Origin of the sequence: Aeromonas sobria (assembly GCF_000820145.1) — a bacterium.
Classification (GTDB): Bacteria; Pseudomonadota; Gammaproteobacteria; order Enterobacterales; family Aeromonadaceae; genus Aeromonas; species Aeromonas sobria.
This window is the reverse complement of record NZ_CDBW01000017.1, coordinates 94,087-110,592: the sequence shown is the minus strand read 5'-3', so window position 1 is coordinate 110,592 and position 16,506 is coordinate 94,087. Positions and strand designations below refer to the sequence as shown.

Sequence of the window (16,506 nt, the reverse complement as noted above, 5' to 3'; positions counted from 1 at the left end):
AACAGAGAGGGGAGCCACTGGCGGCTCCCCTCTCTCGTTTATCCATCTGCCACGGCTCACTGTGACTGGCGCGCCGCCACCGGCCACTGCAACCGCGCCTTGACCAACATCTCTTGCCACAGGGGCCAGGCCAGCAGCGCCTGCTGATAGGCTCCGGCCTGACCGGGCAGCACGATGCCGTAGCTGGCCAGCCGATAAGCCATCACGGCATAGAAGGCGTCGACAATGCCCGCCTCGCCAAAGTAGAAGGGGCTCCGTGCCTGCGACCAGATCTCCTGCAAGCGAGCCAGCTCGCCGACCGCCTCTACCGGAGGATCGATACGGGTTGGCGCACCAAGGAAGAAAGGAAGCAGAGAACGGATCTGGCGAAATCCCGCGTGCAACTCGGCGCAGAGACTGCGAGCCAGCGCCCGCTCGGCCAGCGAAACAGGATAGAGCTGGCGGTCGGGACAGAGTTCGTGAATATATTCAGCGATGGCCAGCGAGTCGTGGACCCGCACCCCGTCATGCTCCAGCCAGGGCACCAGACCGGCCGGTGCCAGCCGCTTGAGTCGCGCCAACGACTTGGCATCCTCCAGATCGAACACCTGCTCCTGCCACGTCAGCCCGCTCATGGCGAGCACCAGTGCCGCCCGCATCGCCCAGGTCGAACCTGTGCCCACCGCCAATACCAAAGATCCCATCTGTTGCCTCCTGCATGAGTTGCCTGCGACCAGCCTGTCTGCCCTGATGGCAACACATCCGATGGTCGCTTCACATTTGCGCACCGGCGGGTTTGACCCCCTTGGTGAGCGATGCTAGTTTGATTTTTCAAAACAATCAGTTAGCAACAATGTGAGCCATTAACCGAAATATGGACAGCCAATTTACCATCGTCATCGCAGATGACCACCCCCTGTTTCGGGGCGCCCTCTACCAAGCGGTGCACATGGCCATCAACGACGCCCAACTGCTGGAAGCGGACTCCATCGACAGCCTGATCAGCCTGCTCGGCGAGCACCCCGAGGTTGACCTGCTGCTGCTTGATCTCAAGATGCCGGGGGCCAATGGCTTCGAGGGGCTGGCCCACCTGCGTGGTCAATATCCCGACCTGCCCATAGTGGTGGTCTCCGCCTCGGAAGATTCGGCCATCATCCAGCAAGTGTTGCGGCTCGGCGCGCTCGGCTTTATTCCCAAGTCGGTACCGATGAAGGAGCTGGTCAACGCCCTCAATACGGTGATCGGGGGGGATAATTGGGTGCCGGAAGGCATCTCGCTCCATCCCGAATCGGAAGATGGCCCCGATTTCGCCAGCAAGCTCGCCAGCCTCACCCCCCAGCAGTACAAGGTGCTGATCATGCTGCGCGACGGCAGCCTGAACAAACAGATCGCCTGGGAGCTCAATGTCTCAGAGGCCACCATCAAGGCCCATATCACCGCCATCTTCAGAAAACTGGGGGTCAAGAACCGCACTCAGGCAGTCATCGCCCTGCAACAGCTCGATATCAAGGAGAGCTGAACACCGCGCGCAGTGACACGCGGGAGACGACATAGCCAGCCATGCTGGCTATTTGTTGCTCGACAATTAGCACGATCGTACTTTATGCTGCCAGCGCCAACGAGGAGAGAGTGATGAGCAAGGGGCGCCTGACCCGGGAAAACATTTTGCAGACTGCCTTCGAGCAGGCGAGCCAGCAAGGGCTGGAGAGCCTGACCATAGGCTCGCTGGCCAGCGCCTGCGAGATGTCGAAAAGCGGCCTGTTTGCCCACTTTCAATCCCGAGACAATCTGCAGATAGCCGTGCTGGAGTACGCCGCCGAGGTGTTCCGGCTGCGGGTGATCCAGCCGGTACGCCAGCAGGAGCACCAGAGCCAGCACGACAAGCTGATCGCCCTGCTGCGTGCCTGGCAGGCTTGGAACCACTGCTTCGCCGGACGCTGCATGTTCCTCGACGCCTGGACCTCGGTGCAGGATGGCCATGAGCAAAAGAGCCAGGTGCAGCAAGCCGCCCGGCAACTGGTGCGCTTCTGGCTCGACTATCTGGCCCGTCAGGTGGTGCAGGGTCAGGCCGCAGGCGAGTGGCGACGCGAGATGGATCCCTGGCGCGCCGTTTATCGCCTCTATGGCCTCTATCTGGCGGATCAGGTGTTCAACGATCTCGAACTGTGTCAGGATCCGGCCCGCCACTTCTGGCCCGAGGTGGATGCTCTGCTGAGCAGCTGGCGCTGATGTTTTAGCATCCGTTCAATACGACTTTTTAAAAACCGATAAAAAAGCACGACCGTTCGCACATAAAAACCACAGGATGACCATGAGCAGCAAGATCTACTTCAACACCCGCCGCTTCAGCCCGAGCAAATGGCTGCTGGGGATCGGCACCCGGTTGCACCACAGATTCGCCCCCACCCATGCCAAGCGTACCGCCAGCAAGTTGCTACTCACCCCCCAGCGCAACCAGCGGGATGGTAGCGAACCTGCCGGTCTGGTGCAGCAGGCCGTCCATACCAGCGAAGGGACGCTGATGAGCTATCGGCTCGGTCAAGGACCACTGTGGCTGCTGATGCATGGCTGGTCCGGCAGCGCCAGCCAGTTCTATCCGCTGATGAGCCATATCGCTGCGCAGGGTTTCACCGCCATTGCCTATGATCATCCGGCCCACGGCCAGAGCGCAGGCAATACCGGCCACCTGCCCCGCTTCGTGCGCGCCTTCGACGAGCTGGCGACCAGGTTGGCCAGTGAAGTGGGCCCGCTGCACGGGGTCATCGCCCACAGCATGGGGGGCGCCGTCACTCTCTCCAGCCGTCAGCCTGGTATCGATACCCTGCCGCTGCTGTTGATTTCGCCGGTGCTCGACTATGTGCCCCAGCTCTACGGCATGGTGGCGCGCTCCGGCTACTCCATCCGGTTGTTCGATGCGGTGGTCAAGGATATTGAGCAGGAGTACCAGCACCCCTTGAGCACGGTCGATCCGCTGGGCCGACTCGCCAACCGCAGCGGCGCGGCGATTATTGTGCATGACGAGGAGGACAGATTCGCCCCTCACGACGACTCCCTGCGAGCCAGCCAGGACGGTCATACCCGGCTGGTGAGCACCCGGGGACTGGGCCACGGTCGCATTCTCGCCAGCGCCCCGGTATTCGCTGCGTTCAATCAGCTGGCACAGCCGGAAAATCCTCACCGGGCCCTTTGACAGGGAGCCATGAAAAAAACGGGCGAGCGCCCATTTTTATATTTGATACAGCGCCTTATAGTTAACTTGTCAGTGGGAACGCCCCTCCCGGGCCAACAATAAGGCGCCAGCATATGGCCAGACCCAATACAGCGTTGTTGCTCACCGGTGGCGGTGCTCGCGCCGCCTATCAGGTCGGAGCCCTCAAGGCGATTGCGGAGCTCTACCCGCGTAATCTCGGCATTCCTTTTCCCATCCTGTGCGGCACCTCGGCGGGGGCCATCAATGTCACCGCGCTGGCCTGCTACGCCTCCTGTTTTCATCTGGGAGTGCGCAAGCTGGAGTGGGTCTGGCGCCGCTTCGAGACCCACCACATCTTCGATTTTCACCCCGGTCGGCTGCTGTGGCGGTTGATGTACGAGGGGTCGGCGGGGCTGATCAATCCTCACACCAACCACGCCTTTCACCTCTTTGACAACGCGCCGCTGCACCGCCTGCTGGATCAGCTCATCGACTATCACCGCATCGATGACAACATCCTCTACGGCAGTCTGGAGGCGCTGGCCATCACGGCGTCGGATTACGATGATGGCCTCTCCACCACCTTCTTTCAGGGGCGGGCCGACCACCATCCGTGGGAGCGAGCCAGACGGCGCGGGGTACGCACCCTGCTCACCTCGGAGCATCTGCTCGCCTCCTCGGCGCTGCCCTTTGTCTTTCCGGCCACCCACATCGGCGAGAAGTTCTACGGTGATGGATCCATCCACCAGTTAAGCCCGCTCAGCCCCGCCATCCATCTGGGGGCGGAGCGGATCCTGCTGATCACCCTAGATCCGCCTGAGCACTCGGCGCCAACCCATCACCACGGGCACCTCACCAGTTCCAATATCGCCAGCCATCTGCTCGATACGGTCTTTACCGACACCCTCAACTCCGATCTGGAGCGGCTGTGGCGCATCAACCAGACCCTGGATCTTATCCCGGAGCGGGAGCGCAACCGCCTGCAGCTGAAACGGGTAGAGACCTGCGTGCTGAAACCGAGTCAGGATCTCGACACCATAGCGCTGACCTATCTGCACAAGCTACCGCTGCCGTTGCGCCGCCTGTTGCGAGTGTTGGGAGTGAAGGGGGATGAGACCAGCAGTCTGGCCAGCTTTCTGATGTTCTATCCGGGTTACTGCCAGCAGCTGATCAAGCTGGGCTATCAGGACACCCTCAGGGAGCGGGAGCGGGTCGCCGCCTTCCTCGATATCGAAGGGCAGCCAAACGAGGGGGAGTAAACGGATGGTCGATGAGTGCGAGGGGACTCAGTGCCCCTCCAGCAGACGCTGCTCCGCCTGCTCCATCGCCACCACGGTACCGAACAGGATCAGCCGATCGCCAGCCGCCAGCACCAGCTCGGGTCTGGGTTCCAGACTCTGATCGCCGCGCTGGATCTCTTTGATCCGTATCTCATCAAGGGGCAACTCCCGCACCTCGCGCCCCACCGCCCACGCCTGATCGTGCAGCAACAGCGGGTGGAGACGTTCGAGCAGCTGATCCGCCTCCAGATTGCTGGCGCTCTGATCCCCCCAGTAGAAGCCGTGTAGGAAGCGATACTGGTTGCTGCGTTCCAGCTCCATCCGGCGGATCACCCGGCCGATGGGGATGTCGCAATTGAGCAGCAGGTGGGAGACCAGCATCAGGGCCCCCTCCTGTGTATAGGCCCTAGTAGATTGATCATTCTTAAGGATCCACCATAGACCCCGGTAATAAGTGGAATTCCTGCGGCATAAGTGGAATCGTGTTTTGAGGATTGGCGCGGGTTTGCTGGAGATTGACGGTGTGGGATGGGTGAGATTTTGGCGAGCGCGGCGGAGCGTATATTAGCAATCACTGAAATGATCACTGCTCCTAAAAATGGCCGAAAATCGCGAGTAGATTGATCACTAGCTGTTTTTTAAATTGGCCTTTAAACAGGCTTTAAACGCCGCTTGCAAAGCCGCCTCCGCGCCTGCTGCCATCTGGCCTTGAAAGACCCCCTGAACATGCCTGCAAAGCGGCATGCTGCCTAGGCTTGTGGTATTATTGGTCGCGCAGAAAAATGCGCAAGGGATGAATCAGCAAAACAAGGGATTAATGACCGTAAGGTGTTGTATTTAAATACATTTATTATTTGATTGCCTCTACCTGGAAAAATTCGCATGATGGTCTGTCTGCGAATTTTTATCACGGCGCATTGGTTCGTTTTTTCGTCCGTTTGACATAGCTACAACTGGACGTGCTGTCCGTGTGATTAAAGATTTATATTTCACTATAAAATCAATTGCTTATGTTGATTTTTCTGTTTTTTCATTCGGACGTCTATGATTGTTCAAACGTCCAGTTGACATGATTAAATTTAACACTTTTTGTTTACATAAAAACAGGGTTTATGGAAACTCTGTTTCCATAAGTTAAAAATGGTTGTTTTCTTTTTGATTCAATATGTTATGAGCTACTTGCATGACTACAGAAGGAAACATTTGTCATCGCTGATGTTTCCATTAAGCTATTTTGGCTAGCCATATCCGGTATATCTTATTTAATCTTCATATAAACCGAGTTTATATAAAGCTGATGTGGTTTATTTCTTTGTTTTTCATGGTGTTGCTTGATTTTTTGACAGTTTCAGAAGTAAACCGCGCAAGGTGAATAGGTTTATTTATAAACCAACGTTTTGGGTATTTATTGAGCTTCAAATCCTAGTGTTTTGATCATTGATGTTGACAAGAAAAACAGCTCAGGATAGCCTTTAAATGCTCCAGCAAAAAACTGGAGTCGGGACTACTACCCCCGTATAATCAGAGGCGCACAACACGCCGCAAGCGTGTTTTTTTGTGCGAAATTCTAGCCTTGTTATGGTGGGCTGGATGGGGCCGGCGCAAGCTGGGCCGTTTCCTTTGAGCGGTGGTAGTAACCCTGTTCAGCTCACCGCCAGCGAGATTACTACCCTCCTGATGGTGATAGTCCTACTATCAAAGGAGGCCCACCATGGCCGGATCATCATCTGATCTCCATTCTGTTAGCCAAATCTGGCTGACTGCTCAAAAAATTCAATCTTTGAACCTTCCATCTATGCCAGGAACTGAGCGCGGTATCCGCAAGCATATGGAAAATAAAGCTGCGGGTAATCCATTAGCGAGACGATATAAGACTGTAGGGAAAGGCTTTGAATACCGCGCCGATCTGCTCCCTATCCATGCCCAAAAAGCGCTGCTTGCTATGCTGTCAGATAGCCAGGTAGAGCACTCTCCAGCCCCTGTTAAAACCACTCTCGATTTCTTATCAGATCTCTCTATCCATTCCCATAACATCCTGTTTTCAGCACCTGCCGAAATGGTTGATGACGGCCTGAATCTGCTGTCTGTCCTGAATCGCTTTATCGCCAGCAGCGGTGATTTCGTGCGCGATGATCTGAGCCGTGCGCTCGAATTGGCCGAGGGCCTGATCCGCGCTGGCAACTCCTTGAGCAAGAGTGAAGGGGGTGCAGAATGATGGCCCGTCACACTCCCGCCAAATCTGCCCCGTTGAGCCCCTACGCCGCCGCCAAGCTGCGCCGTTCTCCGACCCTTATCAGCAGCGTCAGTAAGGAGCTGCACGAGAAGATCGAGAACATGAAGGGCAACCTTGCGGCCCTTGAGTCGCTGCTGAATAGCTGCGATGCTGGTCTCATTACTGGTGAGGGGTTCTTGAGTGAGGCCTCTCTGGCGCTGACGATCATCGCGAGTAGCGCGGGATCTGCCAAGCGCCTTGTTAAGGCCGAAAGCCTGCATGTGGCCACCCTGGATGATGTGATCGTGGGTGAGTTCGTGGAGGTGCCAAGCGATGAGGAGTAAGCGTTTGACTGCGGAAGAGAGCCACGAAATGGCGGTGCTGGTGAATGAGATCGGGGTTAAGCAGGTGCTGGAGCTGTTGCGGGCGCACCGGCAGCAAAACACCCCATTCACCATGGTGAGCAAGCCACGGCGCACGGTGCAAAAGTATATGAAGTGGCCGCCCGATATTCGGGCCACCTTTGCCTATATGATTTGCAGCGGTGAATATACTCAGGTTGAAATGATGAACTACATCAATGAAGAGCTTGAGAAGCGCGGCCTTGCCGATGAAATGAAGGTATCAAGAACCGCCATGAGTAGATTTGTGATTGATATTGAAAGCAGTGCCGCAAAAGGTTAATGTGTTTACTCCTCTACGGTGATTGGGCTCACCGGGTAAGGGCAGGGAAAATCCCCCAGTTTCACGACTGGGGGATTTTTTTATGCCTGCTGCTTTAGCGCGAAAAGCGTCAGTACAGTCTTATTTCAGGTAATGACAAACTTCACATATCGATTTTACATGTGGCGGTTGAGACATGAGTGTCATAGATGAAGATGGTGGGCGTGATTACGTAATTCCAAAATGGGATTTTGAGCACAGCATGATCCTTCATCTGGTGGACGTGTTAAATGAACATGCCTCCATTTGTGTTTATGAGAATATTATTCATTCATTATCAAAAAAACTTGAAAGAAAATTAGTTTATTCTTCTCACAGTTCCATATTTATTCCTTTTCATTCGGCTCTTAAGGTTCCTTTTATTAGTGCTCTTTTGGTACACCACAAGGAAAATGGAATGCGCAAAATAGCCATGGCTGATAAACATGGTATTTCGACGCGTCATGTCCAGCGCTTGATTAAGTCAGCAGAAGGTGAATCATGAAAATTGATTATGCGGAGTTGCTTTCTAATGAAGCAATGTTTGATGTGTTTTTGAAATCATGCAAAGTAAAAAGAGATGAAACGTTAGGTTTATTGTTTGAAAGCATTAAGGATGGCTTGGATCGTCAGAGCTGCTTTAGTGAAAAGCTGAGAGCGTCAATTTTCATTGCAATATGCGAGACTCTTGGTGGCTCACAAATATATATGCCACGTGGTGAGTATTTGCGAGATAGCCTTATCAGATTCTCCATATTTAAAGAATTTGATGGCAAGAATACAAAATTGCTCGCTATTAAATATGGAATGAGCGTTCGAAATATTCAGACGATTTTAGATGACCAACGTACGCAAAACCGCCTTGCAAGAGATTGTATTGAGCGTTTGGGGGTGAACCGTGCTTGATGTTGATATTGATTCAGGCGTGATCATTGCTGGTGAGCTTTACCAGCGGCTGACTATGCGACCGCTGACAGCCGATCAGAAAGAGGCGCTTGAACAGCACGTTTCCAAGAACGTGAGACGGATGATCCGAGCTGGCCAGATCAAGCCGCTTGGGATCCACCACGCCAAGGCGCTGGAATCGTTCTTCTATCTGCGTGAGATCGCCGTTGCGTCCATCGCCTTTATTGGTGACCGGGCTGGCCCTTTCACCTGGGACGATGTGTGTTCGATGACGGCGGCGGACTGGTGGAGCGTTGTGGCGGCCTCTATGGCGTTGGACGAGGTTGCGCATGGGTGCGTATCGGCTGTGAATCATTAATGCAACCTGATGCGATTTAAATTGGTTTTAAACATGGTTGTAGGTGGGTAAGCATGCCTCTTGTAGCGTTGTGTGTTGAAATTCCTCAGGAAGCACCTGAATGGGTGCAGGTAATGCCACGTGGGCCAGAGATCAAAGGTCTCGATGGCCGCAAGTGGAATATGAAGGATCCGGCGAAGCTGATCGACATGTTCAAGAACATGGGATTGCCGCTTGTGATCGATTACGAACACGGCCAGGAGATCAAAGCGCCGGAAGGTGAAGAGGCTCCTGCATCTGGCTGGATCGAAGATCTGGAACTGCGTGATGGTGAAGTGTGGGCAAAGGTCGATTGGACAGAACGAGCGGGCAAGGCGATCAACAGTCGCGAGTACCGTTTCTTGTCCCCTGCATTTGCTCATGACTCCAATATGGAGATCCTAAAGCTGGAGAGTGTCGCCCTGACCAATAAGCCAAACCTTATCATGAAGGCTCTCAATAGTCGGGAGCAGGGCGGCAAGGGGTGGGAGGAGGTGTCTGTTGCGCTTGGTGTGCAAGTCAAGACGCCAGGCGATGTAATGGCCGCGCTGAATCACCGTGAAGATGTGGCGTTGAACCGGCAAGCCGAGGAAGCGGTTGATCAGGCGATTGCTGATGCCCGCTTCTGCCCAGCCCAACGCGATTTCTTGATCGCTACCTGCCGGGCTCAAGGGGTGGATTCCTTCAAGGCGTTCGCCGACATGAATGGTGCGTTTGACGCACTTGGAAAACCCGTGAAGCTCGGTCCGCTCCATGGTAACTCACGCTTGAGCGAGTCACAAATCGCAGTGTGCCGCGCTGTTGGCGTGAGCGAAGAACAATTCTTGAACGTGAAGAAGGATCAGTAATATGCCTGCCCCGATTGATATCAATGCCGTAGTAACTGAATCAAGTACCGCCTTTGCCGCTCGCTTTAATGCCGGTGTAGGGACTGCCAAACCCACTTATAAGCAGGTGGCTACCGTATTGCCATCCTCTGCCGGTGCAACCGGTTATGGTTGGCTTGGTGACTTCCCGCGCCTCAAGGAGTGGATCGGTGATCGTCAGTTGAAAGAGCTGGCGAAGCACAAGTACACGATCACCAATAAGCTGTTTGAAGCCTCTATCGGTGTTCCTCGCGTTGACTATGAAGATAACGACTATGGCCGTTATGGGATCATCTTTGAGCAGATGGGTTATGACGCAGCGGTTTACCCTGACGAGCATGTATTCAACCTGCTCAAGAATGGTTTCACCGAGCTGTGCTATGACGGTCAGCCGTTCTTTGATGTAGATCATCCTCTGGAAACCACTCCGGCCTCTACCGCTTCAAATATTGTAGGTGATCCGGCTGCTACCGGTGCGCCCTGGTTCTTGCTGGATACCAGCCGCCCGCTCAAGCCGCTTATTTGGCAAGAGCGTATTGCGCCTGTCTTTACTGCAATGACCGAAGAAAGCAACTCCGAAGTGTTTATGAAGGACATGTATTATTTCGGTACTCGCGCCCGTGGTAATGCTGGTTATTCCTTCTGGCAAATGGCTGTTGCCAGTAAAGCCGCTTTGGATGTGGCAAATTTTGAGGCTGCTATTGCCTTGATGATGAAGCAAAAAGACAGCAATGGCAGTTCTCTGAAAATTCGCCCGACCTTAATGGTTGTTGATGTGAGCCTGCGGGCAGCTGCTGAGAAGCTGCTCAAGCGAAAGACCTTGGATAATGGTGAGGATAATACCCATTACAACGAGGTTGAATTGCTGGTCTCTCAAGACCTGTAATGGAGTGAAAAAGGCCAGCCGCTCGGCTGGCCTTTTTAATTGGGGGATATATGGCTAAAGATTTAAGAACAAATATCATTATAGATTTGGCTGGCAATCTTTCGAGTAAGGCTCGGCAATATGGCCAGAGCATGAATCAATTTGCCGCCAGCAATCAGCGCGCCATGAACATGCTGAAGATGTCTACCGTCGCAGCTGGACGTGGAATTGATTCTCTCGGTAGTCGATATGTTGCCTTTGGGGCAGCTTTGGCAAGTGGAGCAGCTGCGCGTGGCTATGCCCAGCTCGATCGCCGTATCTCTCGCATCGCTATTGCGGCCGATATCAGCCGCGAGAAGGCCAAGGAGCTGAAAGACGAGATCAACGCCGTCAGCAACACCAAGGGGATTCGCATCGATCCCAACGAGGCAACCGCCGCCGTAGAAGAGATACTTACCAAGACAGGGGATCTCGACTATGCGATGAGGAACTTGCCAAATATCGCCGCGGTGATTCAGGCCACTGGTTCCGGTGGTGTTGATGTCGGCGGCATCTTCACCGAGTTCAAGAAACTGGCAATCTCCGAAAGCGAAGCGGCAATGAGAGCCATCGATACCCTTAACGTTCAAGGGAAAGAAGGTGCCTTTACATTGGCTGCATTGGCCAAAGAAGGTCCAAAAATATTCGCTGCCTACGCAGCAACTGGCCGGCAGGGGGCAGAGGCAGTAACCGAACTTGGCGCCGCGCTACAGGTCATTAAAGGCGGTGTTGGATCTGAGGCTGAAGCTGTGACGGCCTTCGAATCTCTTATCCGTGACATTACCCGTCCGGAGACCGTAAATAAGCTCAAGCAGTTGGGCGGCATTGAGGTGTTCGATCCAGACCAGCTCAAGCAGGGCAAAGAGGTTATGCGTAGTCTTCCTGTGTTGATTGAGGAGATCGTTACCAAATCAAAAGGTCTGTCTACTAATCTCGCCATGCTCAACTTGACCGACGAGGCCAAGCGTGCGCTAAAACCTGTAATTGCCGAGTTCGTTCAGACCGGTGACGTCAAGGCGTTTGATAAGTTCATGGGCATTGCTGGTGACGGCAGCACTACTCTTAATGATGCCGCTGTGGCTGCTTCTGATTTTGCTGCCAGCCTGCAACTGGTAAGCAATAGCTTAAGCCAATTTTCAAATCAACAATTGGCCGGTCCTGTTGCAGAGCTGGCCGATGCCATTAACAGCCTTGAACCTGACGCCGTACAGCGTTGGTTGGAGGTAGGGTCGAATATCGGGTTGGCAGTTGGCGGCATGGTAGTGGCTAAAAAAGCTATTGATGCTGTGCGCTGGGGAAAAGAAACGTGGGGGGCATTGAAGCCAGGCAAAGGCGGCCATGGTGGGGGTGGTTCTCTTGGTGGAGCGATAGCGGATCTTGGAGCAACACCGGTATATGTGGTGAATATGCCTGGAAGTGGTTTTGATATCCCAACTGGTGGCCCCGATGTTCCAGGCGGAAAAACGCCGAAGAGCATCCAGCTTGCCAAAAAGATCAGCCCGTTCTTGCTGCGTGGAGCGCTCCCATTTACCGCCCTGTACGCTGCCAGCCAATCCGAGCAGGCACATGCTCTTAAGGCTGAATCTGATAACGCCCAGGTTCTTCGTGCCACGCTGCCACAGCCCAAGATGGTCAGTAACTCTGAAGCCTATGCAATGATGGCATCAGGGTTTAGTGCTGCCTCTTCAGACCTTCCTACCAACCCATTCGCCATGCTGGCAGCTGAGTTGCAAAAGGAGGCTCATGGCCTTTCTGGTGGCGGCAACAACCCGGCACAATCAAGATCATCGCTTGATGTTACCGTCCACTATGATCGCCCTCCTACGGTCAGGGTTCGAGACGTGGCCCCAGGCATGCAAGTTCGCGTTGATAATGGCCCCAGCCTCATGCCGTAATGATCGCCTTTTTGCTGGTGAATTGATCACGCATTGCAGTGATCATTTCACTAGCTTTCAGTGATCAAATTACCCGCGCGCGCACATCCTGGGATTCGGGGATCACCTCAAACGCCCCCGCCTGCTTGTACTGCTCCAGAAAACTGTCATCCCGGGTGCGCACCAGCACCTTGAGCTCCCCCGCCAGTTCGCGGATCAGCGCCAGCATCGCCTCAACCCGCTTGCGATCATCGAAGGTGATGATCACCAGCCGCGCCCGCAGCAACCCGGCGGCCAGCAGAATATCGCGGCGACTGGCATCACCAAAGGCCACCTGCTCCCCCGCCAGCTTGGCCTCGCTCACCCGCTCGGGGTCGAGGTCGAGGGCCAGAAAGGGGATCTCCTCGATCTTGAGGAAGCGGGCACAGGTCTGCCCGGCCCGACCAAAGCCGGCGATGATGACGTGCTGGTTCTTGCTCAGGCCCGACTGGGCGACTTCGGAGCGGGTCAGCAGCGCCGGGTCGGTCAGGCTACGGGCCAGCGAATGGGCCTGGGTCACCAGCCAGGGGGTCATGGCGATGGAGATGATGCCGATGCCGATCAGCAGGGAGACCAGCTGCTGATCCAGCAGGCCGTGGTGCAGTGCCAGCGCCAGCAACACGAAGCCGAACTCCCCCACCTGACTGAGCATGATGCCGGCGGCCATGCTGTCGCGCTTTCGCTCCCCCATCAGCCGCCCGGCCAGCAGCACCAGTAGGGATTTGCACAGCACCAGCAACACCACGCAGATCAGTACCTGCCACCAAGCCCGCGCCACCAGCTCCCAATCCATGGCCATGCCGATGGTGATAAAGAAGAGCCCCATCAGTACGTCGCGAAAGGGCTTGATGTCCACCTCCAGCTGATGACGGTAGTGGGACTCCCCCAGCATCATCCCCGCCAGAAATGCCCCCAACGCCATCGACAGCCCGAGCGAGTGGGTCATGAAAGCGGCCAGTAGCGCCACCAGCAGGGCACTCAGCACAAACAGCTCGTCGGAGCGGGCCCGAGCCACCTCGTGAAACAGCAGCGGCAGCAACCACTTGCCCACCGCCAGCAGGGTGAGCAAGGCAAACAACCCCTTGAGGGTGGCCCAAGCGATCTCAGCGGCAAGGGCGCTGCCCTGCACATCCGGTTGGGCCAGAATAGGGATCATCACCAGCAGGGGCACCACCGCCAGATCCTGAAACAGCAGCACGCTCACCCCCAACTGGGCGCGGCGGGTATGGAGCTGTTTCTGCTCACCAAGCTGTTTGATCACCACCGCCGTGGAGGAGAGCGCCAGCGTCCCCGCCACCACCAGCGACTGGGCCAGACCCAGCCCCCACCACCAGACCAGAGCGAAAAAGAGCAGCGAGGTGAGCAGCACCTGCAAGCCGCCCACCCCCAACACTAGTCGCCGCATCGCCAGCAATTTCGGGAGGGAGAACTCCAGTCCCAGCGAGAACATCAGAAAGACGATCCCGAGCTCGGCAATGGTCTGCATGATCGACTGGCCGGTGATCACCGCCAACCCGTGAGGGCCGAGCAATACGCCGGCAATCAGGTAAGCAAGGATCACCGGCAGCCCGAGGCGCCGGAAAGTTGCCACCAGCAAGACGGCGGTAAACAGCAGGATCAGCAGGTCTGTGTACAAATTTTCCTCTCCTTTTTATCGACTTAAGTCTAGTCAGCCGATGTGGGCGGAAGGAAAGATATATTGGGCATGCCAATTGCAAGCGACGAGTAGGAAAGTCGTTAGATACACAGGTGAAAGACCATGGAAAATACATCGTCACTTAATGGCTTTAGTCATGGCATCGAGCAGTGGGTTCGCCAGATGGAGCGGCTCACACCGCTGCCCAGCGTGGAACGCAACCAGTTGCTGGAGCAGTTGTTGGGGCAGAGCGATCTTGGCGGTTTGCTGACAACTTTTGCCGATCGTGCGGCAAAAATTGTCAGGATCCATGGTCTTTACCTCGACTGTGGCCAGCCCCATGTGCTGATCCAGCACCCGCCGCTGGCCACCCTCAACCTGCACAACTATCCGTTCGAGCTGCGCGGTCAGCACAGCCAGCTGCTGGGTCAACTCCACTACGAGCTGGAGCATCCGCTCAGTGGCAGCCAGCAACGGGTACTGACGCAATATCATCAACTGCTCTGTCTGCTGCTGCCCCTCTACCTGCGGCTGGAAAAACTGGATCAACTGGTACGGCTCGATCACCTGACCGGCCTTGGCAACCGATCCTACTTTGACGAAGCCATCGGCCGTGCCATCGAGCAACACAGCCGCGAGCCCTACGGTCTGGTGCTGGTACTGCTGGATCTCGATCGCTTCAAGCAGATCAATGACACCTGGGGTCATCCGGTGGGGGATCTGGTACTGAGCCGCTTCGCCCAGCTGCTCAAGGGGTGTATCCGCAGTACGGATCAAGCCTTCCGGCTCGGGGGGGACGAGTTTGCCCTGCTGCTGCAACCGGCCGACCCCGAGGCGTGGCGCCCGGTCTGGCTGCGATTGCAGCATATGTTGATGACCAACAAGGAGCTCAGCACCTTCTCGGTCGGATGCAGCCTTGGCGCCGCCAGCTGGCAATCGGGCATCAGTGTACAAAGCCTCTACGAGGCGGCAGACAGCCACCTCTACGCCCGCAAAAAAGCCGGCAAGGCCAGTCATCAGGAATAATCCCGAACTCTTCTTTGCTCCGGCACATGCGCGCCATGTGACCGGAGCTTCTTTTTTTGGGGCTAACCACCGCTCACACCGATATTAAGTCAGGGGAGATCCAGCTCGGGCAGGATGGGGGTCGTACCGCGCTCATGCCAGCGGCAAACCAGCCCGGCCCCCTGCGCCATAAAGCCGTCGCAGACAAAGAGCCCCACCACAGCCGCCACCTGCTCGCCATAGTAGAGGATGGGGATACGCCCCCGCTGCCACGAGGGAACGCCATACTCCTGCAGCAGCTTCTTCATCCGCCGACTGCCGCCCCGCCCCACCGGTTTGAGGGGGATGCCGGGCGCCACCTGAAAGCGCACCGAGAGTACCTCATCCGCTCGGGGGGCACGTAGCAACCCCTCGCCGCTCTCCGCCATGCGCACCACCAGCTCACCCAGCCCGTCCGGCAGGGTCAGCGGCTCGCCCACGGTCAGCGGCAACAGCTGATGACAGGGTTGCAGGTCAGGGCTCACCAGATAGAGTCGCTGCTGAAAACGGCGGCAGCTCTGGCGCCCCCAGTTGAGCTGGGGATTGGCATCCCCCCGCGCCAGCACCACCTCCTGCCACAGCCGGGCAAGCTGCTCGCGGGACGGCATCTCGCCTCCCTGACGGCGGATCCAGTAGCGCAGCAAGTTGTTGCGCCGGGTAGGAGAAAGGTCGTGCAGCGGGCCGATATGCAGCGCCTCCCCCTCACCCGCCAGCTGCCAGTCGCTCTCGGCCAGCTCGTCCAGCAGCGCCTCCTGCTCGGCGCACAGGGCCATGCTGCGCGCCGCGGTCTGGGCCATGGCGGGCCAGCGTGCCTTGAGTTGGGGGATCAGCTGCTGGCGCAAAAAGTTGCGGTCATAGCTCACGTCCAGATTGCTCTCATCCTCCACCCAGCCAAAGGGGAGGCTCGCCGCCGCCTCGGCCAGCTCGGCGCGACCGATATCGAGCAGCGGGCGCAGCAACAGGCCGCCAGCAAAGGGTTGGCTTGGCAGGATCCCCGCCAGCCCGCGCAGACCGGCACCGCGCTTGAGGGCCAGCAGCAGGGTCTCCAGCTGATCGTCCTGATGGTGGGCGGTGAGCAGCCACTCCCCCGCCCGCATCCGGGCCGTCAGCCGCTGGTAACGGGCGGTGCGCGCCTGCGCCTCCAAACTCTCGCCATTGCCACGGGCCAGGGTCACCCGCTCGACCAGCAGCTCCACCGCCAATTGCTGACAGACAGCTTCACAGTGAGCGACCCACTCATCGGCATGGGGGCTGAGGCCGTGGTGCACGTGCAGGGCGCGCAGCACAAGGCCGTGCTCGCGGGCATACTGCGCCGCCAGCACCAGCAGCAGGGTAGAGTCGAGACCACCGCTAAAGGCCACCAGCAAACCGGTGGAACCTTCCGGCTCAGGCATAGTCAGACTAAAGCGAGAATAAAGATGAGAAATCATAGGCTTCCCCAAAACAGACCGGCCGAATCTTAGCAGAGTCAGGCTTATCAAGCTGCCCCCCTGCTGCT

At 56.4% G+C, this 16,506-nt stretch carries 16 protein-coding genes and 2 pseudogenes; 14 read left to right on the top strand and 4 right to left on the bottom strand.

Going from position 1 to position 16,506, the window contains the following annotated elements:
• Positions 1–56: 56 nt before the first annotated feature.
• Entirely contained in the window at positions 57–683 is a 627-nt protein-coding gene (locus tag BN1135_RS09155; protein ID WP_042020499.1) for a glutathione S-transferase, read from the bottom strand.
• A 170-nt stretch (positions 684–853) separates the two neighbouring features.
• On the opposite strand from BN1135_RS09155, the gene BN1135_RS09150 reads away from it, so the two are divergent.
• The 4 genes from BN1135_RS09150 (at position 854) to BN1135_RS09135 (ending at position 4,428) form a co-directional block, all read left to right on the top strand.
• A complete protein-coding gene (locus BN1135_RS09150; RefSeq protein WP_042020497.1) occupies positions 854–1,498 on the top strand; it encodes a response regulator in 645 nt (214 codons plus the stop codon).
• Between the two features lie 113 nt (positions 1,499–1,611).
• Positions 1,612–2,208, top strand: a complete 597-nt coding sequence (locus BN1135_RS09145) for a TetR/AcrR family transcriptional regulator (protein WP_005349841.1) — start codon at positions 1,612–1,614, stop codon at positions 2,206–2,208.
• Positions 2,209–2,290: 82 nt separating this feature from the next.
• Positions 2,291–3,169 carry an alpha/beta hydrolase gene (locus BN1135_RS09140; RefSeq protein WP_042020495.1) on the top strand — a complete coding sequence of 293 codons (879 nt, stop codon included), beginning with the start codon at positions 2,291–2,293 and terminating at the stop codon, positions 3,167–3,169.
• Positions 3,170–3,282: 113 nt separating this feature from the next.
• The gene (locus tag BN1135_RS09135) at positions 3,283–4,428 is read left to right on the top strand and encodes a patatin-like phospholipase family protein (RefSeq protein WP_042020493.1); all 1,146 of its coding nucleotides are present in this window, start codon (positions 3,283–3,285) and stop codon (positions 4,426–4,428) included.
• A gap of 27 nt (positions 4,429–4,455) precedes the next feature.
• Here the strand turns inward: BN1135_RS09135 and BN1135_RS09130 are convergent.
• Positions 4,456–4,848 (bottom strand): annotated as a pseudogene (locus BN1135_RS09130) (TrkA C-terminal domain-containing protein); the annotation flags it as partial.
• 1,312 nt (positions 4,849–6,160) lie between these two features.
• Here BN1135_RS09130 and BN1135_RS22065 point away from each other — a divergent pair.
• The 9 genes from BN1135_RS22065 (at position 6,161) to BN1135_RS09095 (ending at position 12,310) form a co-directional block, all read left to right on the top strand.
• Positions 6,161–6,664 (top strand): hypothetical protein, encoded by a 504-nt coding sequence (locus tag BN1135_RS22065; RefSeq protein WP_139245077.1) that lies wholly within the window; start codon positions 6,161–6,163, stop codon positions 6,662–6,664.
• Positions 6,661–7,005 (top strand): hypothetical protein, encoded by a 345-nt coding sequence (locus tag BN1135_RS09125; protein WP_042020489.1) that lies wholly within the window; start codon positions 6,661–6,663, stop codon positions 7,003–7,005. The genes BN1135_RS22065 and BN1135_RS09125 overlap by 4 nt, the downstream gene beginning before the upstream one ends.
• Before the next feature lie 4 nt (positions 7,006–7,009).
• Positions 7,010–7,345, top strand: coding sequence for a DUF3486 family protein (locus tag BN1135_RS09120; protein ID WP_042020487.1), 336 nt, complete (start codon positions 7,010–7,012; stop codon positions 7,343–7,345).
• A gap of 175 nt (positions 7,346–7,520) precedes the next feature.
• Positions 7,521–7,868 (top strand): hypothetical protein, encoded by a 348-nt coding sequence (locus BN1135_RS22060; protein ID WP_139245075.1) that lies wholly within the window; start codon positions 7,521–7,523, stop codon positions 7,866–7,868.
• Entirely contained in the window at positions 7,865–8,269 is a 405-nt protein-coding gene (locus tag BN1135_RS21155) for a Mor transcription activator family protein (RefSeq protein ID WP_052443821.1), read from the top strand. The genes BN1135_RS22060 and BN1135_RS21155 overlap by 4 nt, the downstream gene beginning before the upstream one ends.
• Complete coding sequence (locus BN1135_RS09110; protein WP_042020485.1) at positions 8,262–8,627, top strand: hypothetical protein; 366 nt, start codon at positions 8,262–8,264, stop codon at positions 8,625–8,627. Before BN1135_RS21155 ends, BN1135_RS09110 begins: the two co-directional genes overlap by 8 nt.
• Before the next feature lie 53 nt (positions 8,628–8,680).
• The gene (locus BN1135_RS09105) at positions 8,681–9,493 is read left to right on the top strand and encodes a phage protease (protein ID WP_042020483.1); all 813 of its coding nucleotides are present in this window, start codon (positions 8,681–8,683) and stop codon (positions 9,491–9,493) included.
• Position 9,494: 1 nt separating this feature from the next.
• Positions 9,495–10,397 carry a Mu-like prophage major head subunit gpT family protein gene (locus tag BN1135_RS09100; RefSeq protein WP_042020482.1) on the top strand — a complete coding sequence of 301 codons (903 nt, stop codon included), beginning with the start codon at positions 9,495–9,497 and terminating at the stop codon, positions 10,395–10,397.
• Between the two features lie 50 nt (positions 10,398–10,447).
• Positions 10,448–12,310, top strand: coding sequence for a phage tail tape measure protein (locus tag BN1135_RS09095; protein WP_042020481.1), 1,863 nt, complete (start codon positions 10,448–10,450; stop codon positions 12,308–12,310).
• Between the two features lie 85 nt (positions 12,311–12,395).
• On the opposite strand, the pseudogene BN1135_RS09090 reads toward BN1135_RS09095, so the two are convergent.
• Positions 12,396–13,964, bottom strand: a pseudogene (locus BN1135_RS09090) (cation:proton antiporter); the annotation flags it as partial.
• 123 nt (positions 13,965–14,087) lie between these two features.
• On the opposite strand from BN1135_RS09090, the gene BN1135_RS09085 reads away from it, so the two are divergent.
• The gene (locus tag BN1135_RS09085) at positions 14,088–14,990 is read left to right on the top strand and encodes a GGDEF domain-containing protein (protein WP_042020479.1); all 903 of its coding nucleotides are present in this window, start codon (positions 14,088–14,090) and stop codon (positions 14,988–14,990) included.
• A gap of 89 nt (positions 14,991–15,079) precedes the next feature.
• Here BN1135_RS09085 and tilS read toward each other — a convergent pair whose 3' ends face one another.
• Positions 15,080–16,438 (bottom strand): tRNA lysidine(34) synthetase TilS, encoded by a 1,359-nt coding sequence (gene tilS, locus BN1135_RS09080; RefSeq protein WP_042020478.1) that lies wholly within the window; start codon positions 16,436–16,438, stop codon positions 15,080–15,082.
• Between the last annotated feature and the right edge of the window lie 68 nt (positions 16,439–16,506).